Source organism: Rhodohalobacter barkolensis (assembly GCF_002834295.1).
Taxonomy (GTDB): Bacteria; Bacteroidota; Rhodothermia; order Balneolales; family Balneolaceae; genus Rhodohalobacter; species Rhodohalobacter barkolensis.
Window position 1 is genome coordinate 177,342 of sequence record NZ_PISP01000002.1, and the last position, 17,017, is coordinate 194,358.

The following is a 17,017-nucleotide window of genomic DNA, read 5'->3' on the forward strand; positions in this document are numbered from 1 at the left end:
CAACGGAGTCCACTTCGATAAAAAAACAGATTGAACTATTTATTCCTTATGGAAGTTTAAAAGGCGTAAATGAATAGTAATTTGACAGAATCTGTATGGATAACCGAAAACTTTCGGTGCTTTCCGGAATTTTAATTTTTATTGCAACAGTGGCTCTCTCCTGGTACATCGTTTCCGGCGATGAGGAGGAAGATGAGGCTTCTCAGGAAAATGATGGTGCAGTTGTATTAATGATGGAATATGCACCTCAAACCATTCAATCAACCATCCGTTTTACAGGGCGTGTTGTACCTTTTGATCAGTATGATATTTACGCTGAAATAACCGGTATTTATGAAGGAAGCGACAAGCCGTTTAAAACCGGTACATCGTTTAATAAGGGAGAAGTGCTCCTTCGAATGAATGATGATGAAGAACAGCAGGACCTGGAAGCTGCCCGATATGAATTTGCGGCTCTAATCTCTCAAATCCTGCCGGATATAAGCATCGATTATTCTGCACATTACGATAAATGGCAGGCCTATCTGGATGAACTGGATGCAACAGATTCCCTGCAGCCACTGCCGGAAGTGGATGACCGTCAGTTCCGGATGTTTTTGAACCGCGAGAACGTATACAGCCGATTTTCGTCTATACGCAGACAGGAAGTCAGACTTCAGAAATATACCATTCGCGCTCCGTATGATGGAGTTGTAACAGATCATGCCATCAATCCCGGAGCATTGGTACAAAACGGCCAACAGTTGGGTCAATTTACCGGAGTGGAAAATCTTGAAATTGAGGCCTCAATCCCGGCGTCTAAGGCGAGATACATCTCTGTGGGAGATGAAGTGACTGTTCAAACAGAGGGATACAATTCGGATCAGTATAGTGCGGTAATCAGTCGAAAAAACGCTGTGATTGATCCGGGCACTCAGAGCTTGAAAGTGTATATGGAAATTTCAGGATCTGAATTTGAGCCGGGGAATTACCTCGAGGGAGAAATTATGGGGCAGAGCTTTGATGAAGCGTTTAAAGTGCATAAAGATATTCTTGTCCGGGATAATGAACTCTTTGTTGTGGAAAATGACAGGTCAAAACTCCAGACTGTTGAGTTGCTGGCAAGTGCTGGCGACAGTATGATTGTAACCGGACTCGAACCCGGAACAAAGATCATTGATGAGTTTAGAAATGCGGCCTTTGAAGATGCGAAAGTGACGGAACGGGAGGATCAGTAAATGCGAAATATGATCCGCTTTTTTGTGAAGCATGTTGCTTTGGTCAACCTGTTGATTTTGGTAATCCTTTTTTTTGGCGCGCTCGCAGCTTTTAATCTATCTTCATCCTTCTTTCCGGAGCAGCAGACTCGTTTTATCAATGTACAGGCTGTATATCCGGGAGCTTCTCCCATTGAAATGGAAGAGAGTATTGTTCTGAAAATTGAAGACAATGTAAAAGCCGTTGACGGAGTGAAAGAGATCACCTCCCGCACCGAGGAGGACCGTACTACGGTAACGGTTGAAATAGAGACCGGTATCGACCCGAATGTAGCTCTCCAGGAAATTAAAAACGAAGTGGACCGCATCAGCACATTTCCATCCGGCCTTGAGGAACTGACTGTTTCAAAGGAAGACCAGGTGAATCCGGCGGGACAGATGGTACTTCGCGGAGATGTATCCGTAACAGCACTTCAGGAACTGGCGGATCAGGTAGAGGACGAGCTTCGTAAATATGACAATATTTCTCGCGTCAGTATTTTCGGATACAACGACCCGGAAGTGGAAATCAGCGTGCGGGAATCTGCCCTCAGAAATTATGGACTCTCGATCGATGATATTTCAAGTGCCATTGCCGCAGAAAATATCCGATCAACCGGAGGTATTCTTCGCGGAAGTGAGCTTGAGTATCGGATTCGTGTTGAGCAGAGAGACTACTACGCTACAGGATTCAAAGATATTCCCGTGGTTACCCGTGATGATGGAACCATTATACGGTTGAGTGATGTGGCTTATGTTGAAGATGATGTTGAAGAGGGGGCTCAGCGTGTTTTTCTGGACAGAGAGCGTTCCATAAATATATCGGTGAACACCACCAACAATGAAGATATCCTGATGGCGTCAGAGAATATCAAAGAGTATATCGAGAAGTTTAACGAAGGCCGTTCAGACGTTGAATTGATTTTGGTGGATGATGCCACTCAAAATCTGAGGGAAAGGATTGGCCTGTTGCAGTCTAATGGACTCATTGGGGCAGCGCTGGTTATACTGCTTCTGGGAATGTTTTTGCGTGTCCGTCTTGCCTTTTGGGTTGCATTAAGTATACCGATCTCGCTTTGCGGAATGTTCATTCTGGCGACCTGGTACGGTCTCACAATCAATGTAATCTCACTGTTTGGGATGATCATTGTGATCGGTATTCTGGTGGATGACGGGATCGTGGTTGGAGAGAATATCTTTCAGAAGTACGAGGAAGGATTGACGCCGATAAAAGCCGCTGTGGAAGGCACAATGGAAGTTGTACCGGCTGTAACATCCGCAATTATTACATCTGTTCTGGCATTTTCTTTCTTCTTTTTTATTCCGGGACAACTTGGAGAGTTTTTCTCTGACGTAGCGTTTGTGGTATCCGCAACGCTGATTGTATCGCTGATTGAGGTATTTATTTTTCTGCCTGCACATCTCGCTCACTCCAAATCGCTCAAGAAAAACGGATCAAACGGACGGTTTCAGGAGAAAGTTGCAAACTCGATTAAAACATTTCGGGACCGCTATTATGTGCCTGCATATAAATTCTCTCTTCGAAATAAAACCTTCGTCTTTTTCTGTACGCTCTCTGTACTGGTGTTTACCTTTGCAGCGATTAACGGTTCTATCATTCGCACTACTTTTTTCCCGGAGATTGAAGGCAACAGTATTTCGGTAGAAGTGCTACTCACCCGGGCGATAAACGTTGAGTATACTGAGCGGCAGGGTGAACGGATGGTGTCTGCCGGTGAGAGACTCAATGAAAAATATCAGGAAGAGTTCGGTACCGACGAAGATATCATTCGGAATATTGAGATGAGAGTGGGTTACGAAACCAACGAACTGAACATGACCTATTATCTCATGTCTTCGGAAGAGCGTCCCATTCGAACTTCAGAAATTATAGCTGATTTACGAGAGGAAGTTGGGGAGATTCCCCGGGCAGAGCGTGTTTCGTATGAAGGGGGTTCACCTTTCGGTAAACCGGTCGCCATTTCACTGTTTTCTTCCAACTTTGACGAACTGAACCGGGCAGCCGACACGCTGATGGAGGAGATGAGAAGTAATCCGAATTTGGCAGATGTTCTTGACAACCGGGATGATGAAGAACCTGAAATCCATATTGAGCTGAAAGATCAAGCCTATGCACTTGGCCTGTCAACCGCCGAGGTGAGCCGGCAGGTGAGAGACGGATTTTTCGGGAATGAAGTTCAGAGATTACAGCGTGGAAAAAATGAGGTCCGGGTTTGGGTACGATATGATGTAAATGAGCGCAGGAGTGAAGCGGATATTCTGAATATGGAGATCACGGATGCATCCGGTAACCGGCACCCGCTGAGTGAACTGGCAAATTTGAGCTATCAGCAGGGATTGGTGGCCATCTATCACCGGGATGGAGTTAGAGAGGTACTTGTAGAGGCGGATGTTGCGGATCCCACCGTATCGGCTCCGGAAGAACTCAGTAACCTTGAGAACAGTGTTCTTCCCGAAATAATATCTACATATCCATCCATCAGTTACTCACTGCAGGGTGAGGCTCAGGAAACCGGCGAAGTATTCAGTGCTGCACAAACAGTACTGCCTGTGATTTTACTTCTGATCTTTACGGTAATCGTGTTCACATTTAAATCCATTTCCCAGGCGCTCGTGATTATTACCATTATTCCATTTGGAATAATTGGTGCGGTTTGGGGGCATTATATCCACGGAATTCCATTGGGTATACTCTCCCTGCTTGGGATTATAGCTTTGATTGGAATTTTGGTCAACGATGGACTCGTACTTGTAACGGCTTATAACGACTATCTGAGGAAAGGGATGGACGTGTACGAGGCCATTACAGAAGCCGGGCGATCTCGTTTCCGTCCGATTATTCTAACAACTGCAACAACGGCAGCCGGTCTGGCACCTTTAATTCTGGACCAAAGTTTTCAGGCTCAGTTCCTGATTCCCATGGCGGTGAGCGTTGCCTACGGATTGTTGGGAGCCACATTTATTTTGCTGATTTTACTACCCATTCTGCTCATTACCGCAAGTAACTTGATTCGCACGGCACACTGGATTTGGGAAGGTGAGTGGATTTCCATTGAATCGGTTCAGCCTGTTGTGAAAGATTTAAACTGGGAGCGTGAAAATGAAGAATAGAACGATTTACCTGTTTGTCATTTTATTTTTTATACCGGTTCTGGCGGTAGGTCAGAACGCGGACGAATTGTCCCTGAGTGATGCGATTAACAGAGCTCTGGAGGAGAATCACTCCATCATCATTTCCAGAAATCTCGCAGAGATTGATGAAAACAGTGCCACGCCGGGAAATGCCGGTTATCTGCCAAATCTTTCTCTGAACAGTTTATACAGCGAATCGATTGAGGATTCCAGGCTGGATTTTACCAATCAGGAAGGGCAGGATGTAAACGAAAGCCGATCAACCCGGTATAATGCCAGCCTCGACCTGGAGTGGGTACTGTTTGATGGGTTTGGTAACCGGTACAGGCTGCAGTCACTTCAAAGAAGCCGCGACCTTGGTGAAGTTCAAAGCAGACAGGAAATTGAGACGACACTTCTTCAGGTCATTGAACGGTATCTGGAAGTGAGTACACAGGCACAGTTGCTCGATGTAACGGAGCAAGCAGTTGAGATTTCTAACGAGCGATATCAACGGGCAAAGAGAAATTTTGAAGCGGGCGGCGGTTCCCAGGTTGATGTGCTGAATGCGGAAGTGAATTTGAATCAGGATAGCGTGCGGGTGGTAGAAACTGAGGTGAATCTGAATCAGGCCAAACGGAATTTGCAGGTGTTGTTAGGCGATAATCCTTCCGGAGATGTTACGGTTCAGCAGGATTTCGAACTTCGAGAACAACTTTTACTTGAGGATCTTATGCAGGAAGCCACTTCGCGGAATGCGCAATTGAGATCAGCCGCGATTGAATTTGAGCAGGCACAACTTCAGCTTCAGGAAACCCGGTCAGGTCGATACCCCCAAATATCCACCAATGCAAGCTACAATTACAGCAGACAGGAGAGCGATGCGGGTCAGTTCACCTTTCAGGAAACCGATGGATTCAGTGCCGGTCTTACATTCAGTCTTCCGATTTTTGATGGCTTCAGGCGAAATATTTCCGTTCAAAATGATAAAATCCGGGTTAAAAACAGTGAAGAGCAACAGCGTCTAACTGAGAAAGAGATCGAAAGTGCACTCTTAAATGCGCATGAACTGTACACAACAAATCTCTATTTATTGGAAAAACAGCAGGTTAATGTTGAGACAGCAGAATTGAATTTTGAACGAACCGAGCTGGCATTTGAGCAGGGACAGGTTTCGAATACCGATTTCAGAGAGGCTCAGCTCAACCTGCTTGAAGCACGTCAGGATCTGATATCTCAGCGTGTTGAAGCAAAACTTTCAGAAATTGAGCTGCTTCAGATATCGGGGCAGATTTTAAACCGGTTACCGGGACAGTAAATTCAAAATCTGGCGAAATGCCTTAAAGATTCTGAAAATGGTTTTAGGTTACGGCTCCGCCACAACTGCTTCCCGCTCCGGCTGTGCAGCCAAAACAGTGTTGATCGGTTACGATCTCCCGGTTATTCAGCTTTTCCAGGTCCCAGTCTTTGATATGATCCGGCGCTCCGTGATTGGTCTTCATCTTCAGCATCTGATTAAAGTCGCAGTCGTAAAGGGAGCCGTCCCAGCCAATAGAGATCGTATTCCGGCACATCACTCCCATGGCGGCAGAAGGGTTGAACGAGGTGATCAGTTTTTCCATGTACTCTTCCAGATTGTCACTCTCAACTAAAAAGTTTAGATAACGGCTGATCGGAAGGTTAGTGATGGTAAACAGATCGTTGAACACAATCCCGTGATCTTTCCAGAGGCGCTCTTTGTACTGCTGTTTCAAACTCTCCTGATCGCCCGGCAGAAATGCTCCGACTGGATTGTAAACAAGGTTCAGCATTAGCCCGGAATCCTCTTTCCCATAGCCGATTTCATTCAGCAGCTTCAGCACTTTCATTGATTTGTCGTAGGTTCCTTCGCCTCGTTGGATATCGGTTCTTCGTTTGCTGTAAAAAGGCAGTGAACAGGTGATCTCCACACCGCGATCGGCCATGAACTTTGGGAGATCCTCAAATTTTCGGGTATCCAGAATGGTGAGGTTGGACCGAACAATGATGTGCTTTCCCAGTTTTGAAACTTCATCGACAAACCAGCGAAAGTGCGGATTCATCTCGGGTGCACCGCCTGTCAGATCAACTGTATCAATATCTGAATCTTTCAGGGCACCCAGGCACTGTTGAAGGGTCTCTTTGGTCATGATCTCCTTTCGGTCGGGCCCGGCATCCACGTGGCAGTGCTTACAGGTCATGTTACACATATAGCCAACGTTGATCTGAAAGATCTCGATACCGGTTGGTTTCAGAGGATGGAGCCCGATATTCTCCAGTTTATCCTCAAACTTGTCGAATGATTTAATTTTTTCAGTGTGGTTGTTAATCACATCCAGCTGGACGGCCGGGTCGGATAGTGAATGGCTCTGTGCAATAAGGGACTTCATAATTCTTTAGTAAAAATTGAAAAGGCAAAAGTGAATTAAAATCTCCCCTTGAGGGGAGTACCGCTGTAAGGCGGGGAGGGGTGTTGCTCAATTTTTGATCTTAAAAAATCTGACACTCCTCTTTGTCTCCCCTATTTAGGGGAGAATTATTAGGTGACTCTACAATTGGTATAACTCATATCTCAAATCTCAGGTCTCATATCTGAAATCTACATACTCAGTTTGTCCACTTTGTTCATCATCTGAACGCCGTGTACCAGTGAGGCTCCTCCGCGAATGGCAGTCGCAACGTGAACGGCTTCCATCATCTGTTCTTCTGAACATCCTTTTTCAAGAGTGTCTTCGGTATAGGCGTCAATACAGTATGGGCATTGAACAGCGTGAGCAACAGCCAGGGCAATCAATGATTTCTCCCGGGCGGTTAATGCTCCCTCTTCAAAAACAGCTCCATAGTAATCGAAAAATTTCTTTCCCAGCTTTTCCTGAAAGTCGGATACATTGCCAAATTTTTTTAAGTCCTCGGGGTTGTAATAGGTTTTGTCCATGTGGTATTCAGTTTCAATTGTTTTAAGAGTTCTATTCGTACAATTCATTAAAGATTCAAGCGTACGCTGTCAGATATTATCGTAGACAACTTTCAGTGGAAGTTCATTCATAGAATTCAGACGATTTATAACGTCAGGATATTACCAAAATGATTGAGTTCAAATATCACAATCATATAGATGTGGAGAAGTATGGGGCATCATTATAAAGATTCTGATTAATCGAGTATACGTCTGAGGTAATTGATTTGTCCCAGATGATACATCAAATGACCGGAAAGGTGAATCAGAAAGAAGCCGTAGGTCATTGGATATCCAAAGAGAGCCTCGGGGAAATCTTCATTTAGCTGTTCTGCATCCATTTTACTGAGCACAGATGATACAACCTCACGTGTCTCTTTGACTTGCTCTATAAGCTCAAGGCGAGGAACATTGCTCAGACTGAATTCAGCCGGCCGATCGCGCTCGTAGCCGGTATTCCCAATTTTGGCGCCGATGTAATATTTCAGATTTCCACAGAGATGCAGGCAGAGATTCCCGGCGGAGTTGGTTACGTTTCCGTCTGTTCTCCAGAGATTCTCTTCCTGATCAAATGTATTTATTTCAGATGTTAACCGATCCAGATCCCGGATTAATATTTTTCTAAAATCTTCAACCATCATTTGATCAGGGGTTAGAATGAATAAAGTGAATTCTCAATGAAGACCATATATAAGACAATAAATATTCAGATAAAAAATTGAGTACTTAACTTATGAACCAAATATTTAGGCTGTTCAGGTGAAAATTGGAGGAAAGAGGATAAAATGTGTGTATTAGATCCTTTTCTTCTTGCATAGAGATTCGAATCTCGTATTTTCAGCAATTGATGCATCAAACATTAACGAAAAAAGGTTAACGTGGCTGACGAAAAGAAAAAAAACGAGGATGAAGTCCCCGAGCCTGAAGGCAGGGGCACACTTTTTGACAAATTTCTAAATTTTATTGAAAAGGCAGGGAATAAACTTCCTGACCCGGCAATGCTCTTCTTTTTATTATTGGTGATTGTATGGGTGTTTTCTGCACTTCTTTCACCCATCGATTTTGGGGAGGTTCATCCCCGGACCGGTGAAGCATTGAATGTTCAAAATATGCTTACCGGAGAAAATTTAGCCTCTTTTCTGGCGAACATGATTGAGACATTTGTGCTCTTTGCTCCGCTTGGTATAGTGCTTGTAGCCATGTTGGGTGTGGGTGTTGCAGAGCATTCCGGCTGGATTGATGCCGGATTGAAAAAGCTGCTTGGTTTTACGCCAAAGGCTTTGCTGACCCCAATGCTGATTCTAATCGCGATTGTGAGTCACACGGCCGCTGATGCAGGGTATGTACTTGTTATTCCGTTGGGTGGTGTGATTTTCTATGCTGCCGGCAGACATCCGCTGGCCGGTATTGCCGCGGCATTTGCCGGGGTGAGCGGTGGTTTTTCGGCAAACTTTATTCCGTCGGCGATCGATCCCCTCTTGATGAGCTTTACCCTTGAAGCAGCAAGAATTTTGGATCCCGAAATTATGCTGAATCCGCTCAATAACATTTATTTTACTGCTCTCTCAAGTATTTTGATTGTCTCTGTCGGTTGGTATATCACCGATAAAATTGTGGAACCGCGCCTTCAAAGCGTTGAAGTTGATGGCGACGAGGAAGACATGCCACAAATGGAAGAGGTTTCTGATAGAGAGAGCCGTGCATTCTGGTTTGGTTTTGGTGCCATGATTCTTGGTTTTATAGGCCTGTTTATTTGGGCGTGGCCGGAAGGTTCCTCACTGCGTGATCCAAGCTGGGATAATCCGGAAGTGAGTTCACTCTTCTCTTTTAATGCACCGCTGATGCAGGCGATTGTACCACTCATTTTTATTCTGCTGCTGATCCCGGGTGTTGTCTACGGGTACGCTTCAGGGAAGTATAAGTCATCGAAGGACATGATTGATAACATGACCAAGTCGATGGAAAGCATGGGCTATTATGTTGTGATGGCGTTCTTCTGTGCACTCTTTATTGATGCGTTCGCCAAATCAAACATCGGTCTCTTGATTGCTTTAAAAGGTGCAAATTTCCTTCAGGCACTCGCACTGCCGGGACAGATTACGATTGTTGGAATTGTCTTCTTAAGTGCATTTGTGAACATTCTTGTGGGATCAGCTTCGGCCAAGTGGGCACTGATAGCACCAATTTTCGTACCGATGCTCATGCAATTGGGAATTTCTCCAGATTTAACTCAGGCAGCGTATCGAGTAGGTGATTCTGTATCAAACATTATCACACCGCTTCTTCCTTACTTCCCGCTCGTGGTTGTTTTCTGTCAGCGATATGCCAAGAAAACAGGAATTGGTACACTTATTTCGATGATGCTCCCGTATTCAATCATCTTCCTGGTTACCTGGACCATCTTCTTGCTGATCTACTGGTGGATAGGAATTCCGCTCAGTTTTGAAGCGAATTATGTGTATCCCGCAAATTAGTAGCAGGTAGAAAGTATCAAGTATTGAGACAGTTGAATTGTAAATGAAAACTGTCTCAATACTTACTACCTGATACTTAATACATATAAAACTATTTTTTACTTCTTACAATCAGTTCTTGAAATACTGAATCTAGTGGAATATTGCGCTCTACTAGTAAAACCATCAAGTGGTAGATGAGGTCTGCAGATTCGTAAATCACTTCGGAATCTTTCTTGTTTTTTGAAGCGATGATTGTTTCAATAGCTTCCTCACCCAGCTTCTGGGCTATTTTATCAATTCCTTTTTTGAAAAGTCGAGTTGAATAGGATCCTTTCGGCAAATCCTTTTTTCGATCAATCAGTACACGTTCGAGGTCGTATAGAAATTCTATTTCTTGCTTAGCCATTCTTTTAAATACGTTTATATAGTCAATTCAATATTCTAACTTCAATTCCATTTTCTGCCATCTCCTTTTTCAAATCAGAGATCTCAATTTCTCTGAAATGGAAGATACTGGCAGCGAGTACAGCGTCTGCATTTCCCTTTGTTACAGCTTCTATACAGTGCTGAATTGTTCCTGCGCCACCACTGGCAATTACCGGAATTGTTACCTGTTCATTTACAATTTTCAATAACTCGTTATCAAAACCGGACTTTGTTCCATCGCGGTCCATACTGGTCAACAGTATTTCGCCGGCTCCAAGTTGTTCTGTTTTTTTGATCCACTCAATGGCGTCCAGTCCTGTCGGTTCTGATCCGCCCTTTACAAAGACTTCCCAATGATCACCAACTTTTTTGGCGTCAACAGCGGCCACAATTGCTTGCGAACCGAATGCGTCGGAAGCTCGGGTAATTAAATCGGGATCACGGACAATGGCACTGTTCAGAGATACCTTATCCGCACCGGCTTTTAATATCTCTTCAATTTCATCAACGGTTTTAATACCGCCTCCAACCGTAAATGGGATGTTGATGTGAGCCGCAATCTCTTTTACCAAATGTACCAATGTGCGTCGTTTCTCTTTGGTTGCAGTGATATCGAGAAAAACCAGTTCATCGGCGCCTTCTTCCGTGTAGCGCTGAGCAAGCTCTACAGGATCACCGGCATCCCGCAACCCGACAAAGTTCACCCCTTTAACGGTACGGCCGTCTTTGATGTCCAGGCAGGGAATGATTCGTTTTGTAAGCATATAAAGCGTAAAGAGTTAATCAGCTTTAAAAAATAGTGAAAATGATTGTCAATTCATTTTATTTATGAATTAGAAGAATGGAGGTGAGCCAGATCTTCCAGGCCGATGTGACCTTCGTAGTAGGCTTTGCCAACCACAACTCCATGAATCTCAAGATTACTCAACCGGATAAGATCCTGTAAACTTGAAACTCCACCGGAGGCGATCCAATTGAGATTCGGGAATCGGTTTTGAAGATCTTTATACATGTCAAAATTAGGGCCGCTCAACATTCCATCTCTTGAGATGTCTGTGCTCAAAACAGATTTCAAACCGGCCTCAATCATCGGATTCAAAAATTCTTCAATCGGTTTATCAGAAGTTTCCAGCCATCCGCCGTATGCCATTTTCCCATCTTTCAGATCGAGTCCGAGAATAATCTCATCGGGATTATTTTGAATGGCTCCTAAGAATTCATCCGGCTTTTTTACTGCCATAGACGAGCAGATGATTCCACTTAGACCGGCATCCAAAAGTTGTTGAATATCGTTTTGAGATCGAACACCACCACCGGTTTGAACAGTGAGCCCAAGTTCGTTAATAATCGTTCTAATAATGGGAAGGTTTACAAAAGATCCGCTTTTCGCACCGTTCAGATCTACAACGTGAATGTGGGTAAAACCTGCCGTTTTAAATTTTGCGGCTTCCTCGATAGGATTGTGATTATAGACAGTTTTTTTGCTGTAATCTCCTTTTTGCAGTCGCACAACCTGTCCATCAAGCAGGTCAATTGCCGGGATGATGTTCATAAAAAAAGTACCGTTGAATTAAATGATCAAGTGTGGGTAAAGGTAAGAAATTATGCAATTGCCTGAAGCAAGAAACCGACCGCTCCTTTATTTAAATCAGGCCGTTTTTTTCGTTGAATTTTTTACAATATCTACAAAATTCTGAAGCAAAAGTGAACCCACTGTACCCGATTTCTCAGGATGAAATTGCACACCCATGAAATTATCTTTTGCCACTACTGCACAGAAATCCTTGATGTATTTACATGTTGCAAGGGTATACTCGTTGGCAGGAGCATAATAGCCGTGCACATAATAGAGAAATTGTTTGTTATCGATTCCCTTGATCAATGGATGATCTATTTGAGGTTCGAAACGATTCCATCCCATATGCGGAACCTTTGCTTTTGAGGCGTCAAATTTCTTCAATTTGCCGGGTATCAACCCAAGTGTGTCACTTTGTCCTTCTTCTGAAGACTCATAGAGTAACTGCATTCCAAGACAGATACCCAGGACGGGTTTTTGTGTATTTTTTAACCATACATCAAGATCTCGTGAGCGAAGGTCATCCATAGCGGCTCCGGCATGCCCAACTCCCGGGAAAATAATACCGTCTGCACTGTCCAATTCTTCAGAATTGTCTGAGATGAAATAGTCTGCATTAAGTCGTTCAAGTGCGTTTGCTACCGAAGCGAGATTTCCGGCCTGATATTTAATAATTCCTATCAACGTTCTGGGTGCTTCTAAAAAGTTTAAATTGGGTTAAATAGTGCCTTTTGTTGAAGGGAGGATGCCCCTGGTACGCTCACTCCGGGTTATGGCAAAACGCAGGGCTCTGGCAAAACCTTTGAAAGTAGCTTCAATGATGTGGTGATCATTTTTTCCGTTAGCGGTAACATGCAGGGTTGCCTTTGCGTTCATGGCCAGGGTATAATAAAAGTGTTCTAACATTTCGGTAGGAAAATCACCTACGTATTCACGCTTTAAATCAACATTATACTGCAGGTAGGGTCGGTCGGAAAGGTCGATGGCGACCGTTGCCTGAGCTTCGTCCATTGGCAATACAAAGCCGTAGCGCTGAATCCCGGCTTTATTGGTCGACACAGCTTTGCTGATGGCTTGACCCAGTGCAATAGCGGTGTCTTCTATCGTGTGGTGTTCATCTACTTCCAGATCACCTTTGCAGGTAATTTCAAGATCAATCAAACCGTGTTTGGCAATTTGATCCAGCATATGATCGAAGAAATTCAGGCCCGTTTTAATTTCACTTTTCCCGCTTCCATCCAGGTTGATGTTTATATGGATATCCGTCTCTTTAGTGGTTCGATTAATCTCCGCTTTTCTGAATGGAAAAAGTATCCGGCGCACCAGTTCAGTCCATGATTCTGATTTGCTCAGAATCTCATCATCCTTCTGGAACAGGTATAAATTTTCGGACCGTGTGATTTTAGCATCGGCATCTTTCCCGGTTTCAGTAGACTGAAAACCTTCATTTTCAAGCAGGGATTTTTGGTGTTCAGATAACTCTGAATCAGTCCAGGCCATTTGGTGGCCATGCTCTTTTAAATATCCTAACCCGTAAATAACTCCCGGCGCAAGTAGGAACTCATTTTTACCTTTAAGTGCCGATGATTCAATTTGAATGATCATAATATTGAGCAGTTTTAGAGTGTTAGCCTACAATTTCCCTGAGGGCCTTCAGGAATTTTACGTTCTCATCGGGCATGCCAATCGTTACACGCAAACAATCCTCACAAAGCGGTTCATTTCCGCGATAGCGAACAATGACGCCGCGCTCGGCAAGTTGGCGGTAGACTTCTTTTGCATTTTTAATTTTGAATAGGATAAAATTAGCATTCGAAGGGTAAACCTTGGTCACGGCATTACTATGGCTCAACTGCTCAGCAACGTAGTCTCGTTCATCCTTGATTGCATTGATATTAAACTTCATCAATTCCATGTCATCAAACACTTTCAGAGCTGTATCCGCTGTCAATTTGTTGATATTGTAAGGAGCTTTCACGCGCAGCATGTAGTTGATGATATCGGGGTTAGAAATGGCAACTCCCAATCGAATTCCGGCCAGGCCAAATGCCTTTGAAAACGTTTGAAGTACAACCAGATTCGGATACTGCCGTACCATTTGAGCCATCGATTCCTGCCGGCTGAAATCGATATAGGCTTCGTCCACTACTACGATTCCTTTAAATTTTGCTACCAATTTCAGCAGGTCGGTTCGCTTCAGATCATTTGCTGTAGGATTATTTGGAGAACAGAGAAATAACAGCTTACTGTTTTCATTCGCTTCTTCTATGATCTCATCCGTCCGCAGCTGAAATTTTTCAGTCAGTAAAACTTCCTGTACAGCTACGTTATTGATGTTTGCAGCAACTTTGTACATGCCATAAGTGGGTGGAGTGATGAGAATTGAATCCTTGCCGGGTTCACAAAAAATCCTCATCAACAGATCAATCGGTTCATCGCTGCCCACGCCTAAAAAGATATGTTCAAGATCCACACCCCGATAGTCGGCAATTTTCTGTCGCAGTGCATCCTGTGTGGGCGAAGGGTATCGATGGAGATCCAGTGAGTTTCGCAACGGTGCGCCATAGCTGTTTTCATTGGCATCCAATAGTGTGCCGCTGTCAAAATCATCGCGGGCACTGCGGTAAGGTGTTAATTTGCGAATGTTATCTCGAACAAAGCTATCGATATCAAACATGGAAGTTCTGACTCAGTGATTAGTTTTTAATTTTTTCAGACGAAGCGTTACTGCGTTTTTATGAGCCTGGAGCCCTTCAATTTCAGCAAGTGTTTCAACTGTTGGACCCAAATTTCGTAATCCCTCTTCAGAGATTTTCTGCATGGTGATAAACTTTTGAAAGCTATGCAGCGATACACCGCTATACATTTTAGCATAGCCATACGTAGGCAGTGTGTGGTTGGTTCCGGATGCGTAATCACCCATGCTTTCAGGAGTCCAGGGACCGATAAATACAGATCCGGCATTTGTGACGTTCTCTGCCAGCTTTTCAGCGTCTGCAGTGTTTATGATAAGATGCTCCGGCGCATATAGGTTCGAAAACCGCATGGCATCTTGCGTAGTGTCTGCCGTGATTATGAAACTTTTACTCAGTGCTTTTTCAGCGAACTCTTTTCGGGGCAGTTCATTTAACTGCAATTCTACTTCTTGTTCAATGGCCCGGATATCGGCGTCTTCTGTGATGACTAACACGGACTGGCTGTCGGAGCCGTGTTCGGCCTGAGACAGCAGGTCCGATGCAATAAAAGCGGGGTCTGCGGTTTTGTCGGCAATGACCAATACTTCTGAAGGTCCTGCCGGCATATCGATGGAAACCATTGCTTCGCTATTCTGAAGAATCATTTTTGCGGCAGTCACATATTGATTTCCTGGACCAAAAAGTTTATCCACTTTTGGAATGGACTCAGTTCCGAATGCCATACCTGCAATAGCCTGAGCTCCACCTGCTTTCACAATTTTTTCGGCGCCAATTCTTTTTGCAATGTAGATAATCGACTCCGGAATATTTCCGTTTTTATCCGGCGGTGTGGCAATAACTATGGTTTTGCAGCCGGCTACCATGGCGGGAACGCCGAGCATCATGGCTGTTGACGGGAGCGGTGCAGTTCCTCCCGGTATGTAAAGGCCAACACGTTCAATCGGTTTAGCAACTCTCCTGCAAACAACACCCGGCATGGTTTCCACTTCCAGGTCCATTGAGTTCTGATGCTTATGAAACAGAAAAATATTATTGAGTGCCTGATCGATCGCAGCCTGAACTTTTGGCTCAAGCTCAACGGTAGCTTCATCTGGATTGAGAGTGATCTCATCCAGGTCAACCCCATCAAACTTGCTGGTGTATTTCCGGATGGCTTCGTCACCGCCTTTTTCTACATCATCCAGGATCGGCTGAACCTGACCAAAGACCGAAGTAAAATCCATCTTAGGGCGCTTACAGAGCTTCTCAATATCTGTATCAGTCAGGTTTTTGAGTAAGTAATTTTTCATGATTTTAACATTCAGTTTTTTCAAGACTCAAGACTCAAGACTCAAGACTCATATCTCAAATCTCATATCTATTCATCAAGCAATCATCGATTCAATGGGCAAGACAACAATGCCGGTCGCGCCTGCATCTTTGAGGTTTTCCATCAGATCCCAAAAAGTAGTAATTGTAATTACGGTGTGAATGGCTACCATTCCGTTATCGGCCAGAGGCATTACAGTCGGGCTCTTTAAAGACGGAATAATGTCTTTGATCTCATCAACGGCTGATTCCGGTGCATTCATCATAATATACCGGCTTTTCTCAGCTTTTTGATACCCCTCAATCCTCTGCAGGAATTTCTCGATCAGCGCCTGTTTCCCTTCAGAAAGTGGCTTGTTAGTTTTAACTAATTGCGTTTCCGAATCAAATATCGTTTCAAGTTCCTGCAGCCCGTTTGCTTTTAATGTTCCGCCTGTGGAAACCAAATCAGTGATGACATCGGCTATCTCAAGACGAGGGGCAATTTCAACAGAACCTGAGAGTGTAACGATATCAGCCGACAGCCCCTTGCTTTCAAGAAATTTACGGGTTAATACCGGGTAGCTAGTTGCAATTCTTTTGCCATTCAGATCTGCTGCCGACTGAATGTCACCGGCTTTTGGAGCTGCAATAGATAGTCGGCAAACCCCGTAATCAAGACCACGCAAAATAGTGACGTCCGCTTCATCTTCGGCCACGGTATTCGCTCCAACAAAACCAAGATCACAAACTCCATCTTCTACATATTCGGGAATATCGTCATCCCGGATCAACAGAAGTTCTACGTCAAAATTTCGGCATTTAACCAATAGGCTTCGTTTGTAGTCATCAAACTTTAATCCGATCCCTTCCAGCAGGTTAAGTGTTTTGTCGGTTAGCCGTCCGCTTTTTTGAACAGCAATGCGCAGTGAGGTGGATGAATCCAGGGTTCTCATAGTGAAAGTATTAATGTTTAAAATTCAATTGGAAAATGTGAAAATGGGTTAGAACTGTGCGAAATCGTGAGAAGAAAACGGTTAGTGATGGTGATGCACAGAATGCCCGTGACTTCCGGTATGGAAGTGGTGGTGGGAAGAGATATAGATAATTTGTTTTTTCACAGTCCAAAATTATGCATTTCAATGTTAGGATGCCAAGAATATTGTAAAACAGAAAAAATGTGGCTGATCATTCCTTGGGAAGCATAAAAAAACCCGACCTCAATAAAGAGATCG

Annotated in this window: 15 protein-coding genes; 4 read left to right on the top strand and 11 right to left on the bottom strand. The window is 44.1% G+C overall.

Going from position 1 to position 17,017, the window contains the following annotated elements; all coding sequences use genetic code 11:
- Nucleotides 1-95: 95 nt before the first annotated feature.
- The 3 genes from CWD77_RS08420 to CWD77_RS08430 are packed head-to-tail and all read left to right on the top strand — an operon-like array spanning nucleotide 96 to nucleotide 5,685.
- On the top strand, nucleotides 96-1,217 hold the full coding sequence (locus CWD77_RS08420) for an efflux RND transporter periplasmic adaptor subunit (protein ID WP_101073126.1): 1,122 nt from the start codon (nucleotides 96-98) through the stop codon (nucleotides 1,215-1,217).
- Nucleotides 1,218-4,367 (top strand): efflux RND transporter permease subunit, encoded by a 3,150-nt coding sequence (locus tag CWD77_RS08425; protein WP_101073127.1) that lies wholly within the window; start codon nucleotides 1,218-1,220, stop codon nucleotides 4,365-4,367. It begins immediately after the preceding gene.
- A complete protein-coding gene (locus tag CWD77_RS08430) occupies nucleotides 4,357-5,685 on the top strand; it encodes a TolC family protein (protein ID WP_101073128.1) in 1,329 nt (442 codons plus the stop codon). The genes CWD77_RS08425 and CWD77_RS08430 overlap by 11 nt, the downstream gene beginning before the upstream one ends.
- Nucleotides 5,686-5,728: 43 nt before the next feature.
- Here CWD77_RS08430 and arsS read toward each other — a convergent pair whose 3' ends face one another.
- The 3 genes from arsS to CWD77_RS08445 all read right to left on the bottom strand — a co-directional run bounded on the left by arsS (nucleotide 5,729) and on the right by CWD77_RS08445 (nucleotide 7,982).
- Entirely contained in the window at nucleotides 5,729-6,775 is a 1,047-nt protein-coding gene (gene arsS / locus CWD77_RS08435) for an arsenosugar biosynthesis radical SAM (seleno)protein ArsS (RefSeq protein WP_101073129.1), read from the bottom strand.
- 209 nt (nucleotides 6,776-6,984) lie between these two features.
- Nucleotides 6,985-7,320 carry an arsenosugar biosynthesis-associated peroxidase-like protein gene (locus CWD77_RS08440; protein WP_101073130.1) on the bottom strand — a complete coding sequence of 112 codons (336 nt, stop codon included), beginning with the start codon at nucleotides 7,318-7,320 and terminating at the stop codon, nucleotides 6,985-6,987.
- 218 nt (nucleotides 7,321-7,538) lie between these two features.
- Nucleotides 7,539-7,982 carry a DinB family protein gene (locus CWD77_RS08445; protein WP_101073131.1) on the bottom strand — a complete coding sequence of 148 codons (444 nt, stop codon included), beginning with the start codon at nucleotides 7,980-7,982 and terminating at the stop codon, nucleotides 7,539-7,541.
- 237 nt (nucleotides 7,983-8,219) lie between these two features.
- Here CWD77_RS08445 and CWD77_RS08450 point away from each other — a divergent pair, with 237 nt between their 5' ends.
- A complete protein-coding gene (locus CWD77_RS08450) occupies nucleotides 8,220-9,815 on the top strand; it encodes an AbgT family transporter (RefSeq protein WP_101073132.1) in 1,596 nt (531 codons plus the stop codon).
- 91 nt (nucleotides 9,816-9,906) lie between these two features.
- On the opposite strand, the gene hisE is transcribed toward CWD77_RS08450, so the two are convergent.
- The 8 genes from hisE to hisG all read right to left on the bottom strand — a co-directional run bounded on the left by hisE (nucleotide 9,907) and on the right by hisG (nucleotide 16,738).
- Complete coding sequence (gene hisE, locus CWD77_RS08455) at nucleotides 9,907-10,203, bottom strand: phosphoribosyl-ATP diphosphatase (RefSeq protein ID WP_206017984.1); 297 nt, start codon at nucleotides 10,201-10,203, stop codon at nucleotides 9,907-9,909.
- Nucleotides 10,204-10,225: 22 nt separating this feature from the next.
- Nucleotides 10,226-10,987 (bottom strand): imidazole glycerol phosphate synthase subunit HisF, encoded by a 762-nt coding sequence (gene hisF / locus CWD77_RS08460; protein WP_101073134.1) that lies wholly within the window; start codon nucleotides 10,985-10,987, stop codon nucleotides 10,226-10,228.
- 62 nt (nucleotides 10,988-11,049) lie between these two features.
- Nucleotides 11,050-11,775 (bottom strand): 1-(5-phosphoribosyl)-5-[(5-phosphoribosylamino)methylideneamino]imidazole-4-carboxamide isomerase, encoded by a 726-nt coding sequence (gene hisA, locus CWD77_RS08465; RefSeq protein ID WP_101073135.1) that lies wholly within the window; start codon nucleotides 11,773-11,775, stop codon nucleotides 11,050-11,052.
- Between the two features lie 96 nt (nucleotides 11,776-11,871).
- Complete coding sequence (gene hisH / locus CWD77_RS08470; RefSeq protein WP_101073136.1) at nucleotides 11,872-12,483, bottom strand: imidazole glycerol phosphate synthase subunit HisH; 612 nt, start codon at nucleotides 12,481-12,483, stop codon at nucleotides 11,872-11,874.
- 33 nt (nucleotides 12,484-12,516) lie between these two features.
- Nucleotides 12,517-13,404 (bottom strand): imidazoleglycerol-phosphate dehydratase HisB, encoded by an 888-nt coding sequence (gene hisB, locus CWD77_RS08475; RefSeq protein WP_101073137.1) that lies wholly within the window; start codon nucleotides 13,402-13,404, stop codon nucleotides 12,517-12,519.
- 22 nt (nucleotides 13,405-13,426) lie between these two features.
- Nucleotides 13,427-14,476, bottom strand: coding sequence for a histidinol-phosphate transaminase (hisC, locus tag CWD77_RS08480; protein ID WP_101073138.1), 1,050 nt, complete (start codon nucleotides 14,474-14,476; stop codon nucleotides 13,427-13,429).
- Nucleotides 14,477-14,488: 12 nt separating this feature from the next.
- Nucleotides 14,489-15,784 carry a histidinol dehydrogenase gene (gene hisD, locus CWD77_RS08485; protein ID WP_101073139.1) on the bottom strand — a complete coding sequence of 432 codons (1,296 nt, stop codon included), beginning with the start codon at nucleotides 15,782-15,784 and terminating at the stop codon, nucleotides 14,489-14,491.
- Nucleotides 15,785-15,859: 75 nt separating this feature from the next.
- Entirely contained in the window at nucleotides 15,860-16,738 is an 879-nt protein-coding gene (hisG, locus tag CWD77_RS08490; protein WP_101073140.1) for an ATP phosphoribosyltransferase, read from the bottom strand.
- Between the last annotated feature and the right edge of the window lie 279 nt (nucleotides 16,739-17,017).

What these genes read in the sequence shown, in the direction of transcription:
- hisA (WP_101073135.1), bottom strand. Translation starts at nt 11,775, where the DNA reads ATGAACATCATCCCGGCAATTGACCTGCTTGATGGACAGGTTGTGCGA.
- CWD77_RS08440 (WP_101073130.1), bottom strand. Translation starts at nt 7,320, where the DNA reads ATGGACAAAACCTATTACAACCCCGAGGACTTAAAAAAATTTGGCAAT.
- hisB (WP_101073137.1), bottom strand. Translation starts at nt 13,404, where the DNA reads ATGATCATTCAAATTGAATCATCGGCACTTAAAGGTAAAAATGAGTTC.
- hisE (WP_206017984.1), bottom strand. Translation starts at nt 10,203, where the DNA reads ATGGCTAAGCAAGAAATAGAATTTCTATACGACCTCGAACGTGTACTG.
- CWD77_RS08430 (WP_101073128.1), top strand. Translation starts at nt 4,357, where the DNA reads ATGAAGAATAGAACGATTTACCTGTTTGTCATTTTATTTTTTATACCG.
- CWD77_RS08445 (WP_101073131.1), bottom strand. Translation starts at nt 7,982, where the DNA reads ATGATGGTTGAAGATTTTAGAAAAATATTAATCCGGGATCTGGATCGG.
- CWD77_RS08420 (WP_101073126.1), top strand. Translation starts at nt 96, where the DNA reads ATGGATAACCGAAAACTTTCGGTGCTTTCCGGAATTTTAATTTTTATT.
- hisC (WP_101073138.1), bottom strand. Translation starts at nt 14,476, where the DNA reads ATGTTTGATATCGATAGCTTTGTTCGAGATAACATTCGCAAATTAACA.
- hisF (WP_101073134.1), bottom strand. Translation starts at nt 10,987, where the DNA reads ATGCTTACAAAACGAATCATTCCCTGCCTGGACATCAAAGACGGCCGT.
- arsS (WP_101073129.1), bottom strand. Translation starts at nt 6,775, where the DNA reads ATGAAGTCCCTTATTGCACAGAGCCATTCACTATCCGACCCGGCCGTC.
- CWD77_RS08425 (WP_101073127.1), top strand. Translation starts at nt 1,218, where the DNA reads ATGCGAAATATGATCCGCTTTTTTGTGAAGCATGTTGCTTTGGTCAAC.
- hisD (WP_101073139.1), bottom strand. Translation starts at nt 15,784, where the DNA reads ATGAAAAATTACTTACTCAAAAACCTGACTGATACAGATATTGAGAAG.
- hisG (WP_101073140.1), bottom strand. Translation starts at nt 16,738, where the DNA reads ATGAGAACCCTGGATTCATCCACCTCACTGCGCATTGCTGTTCAAAAA.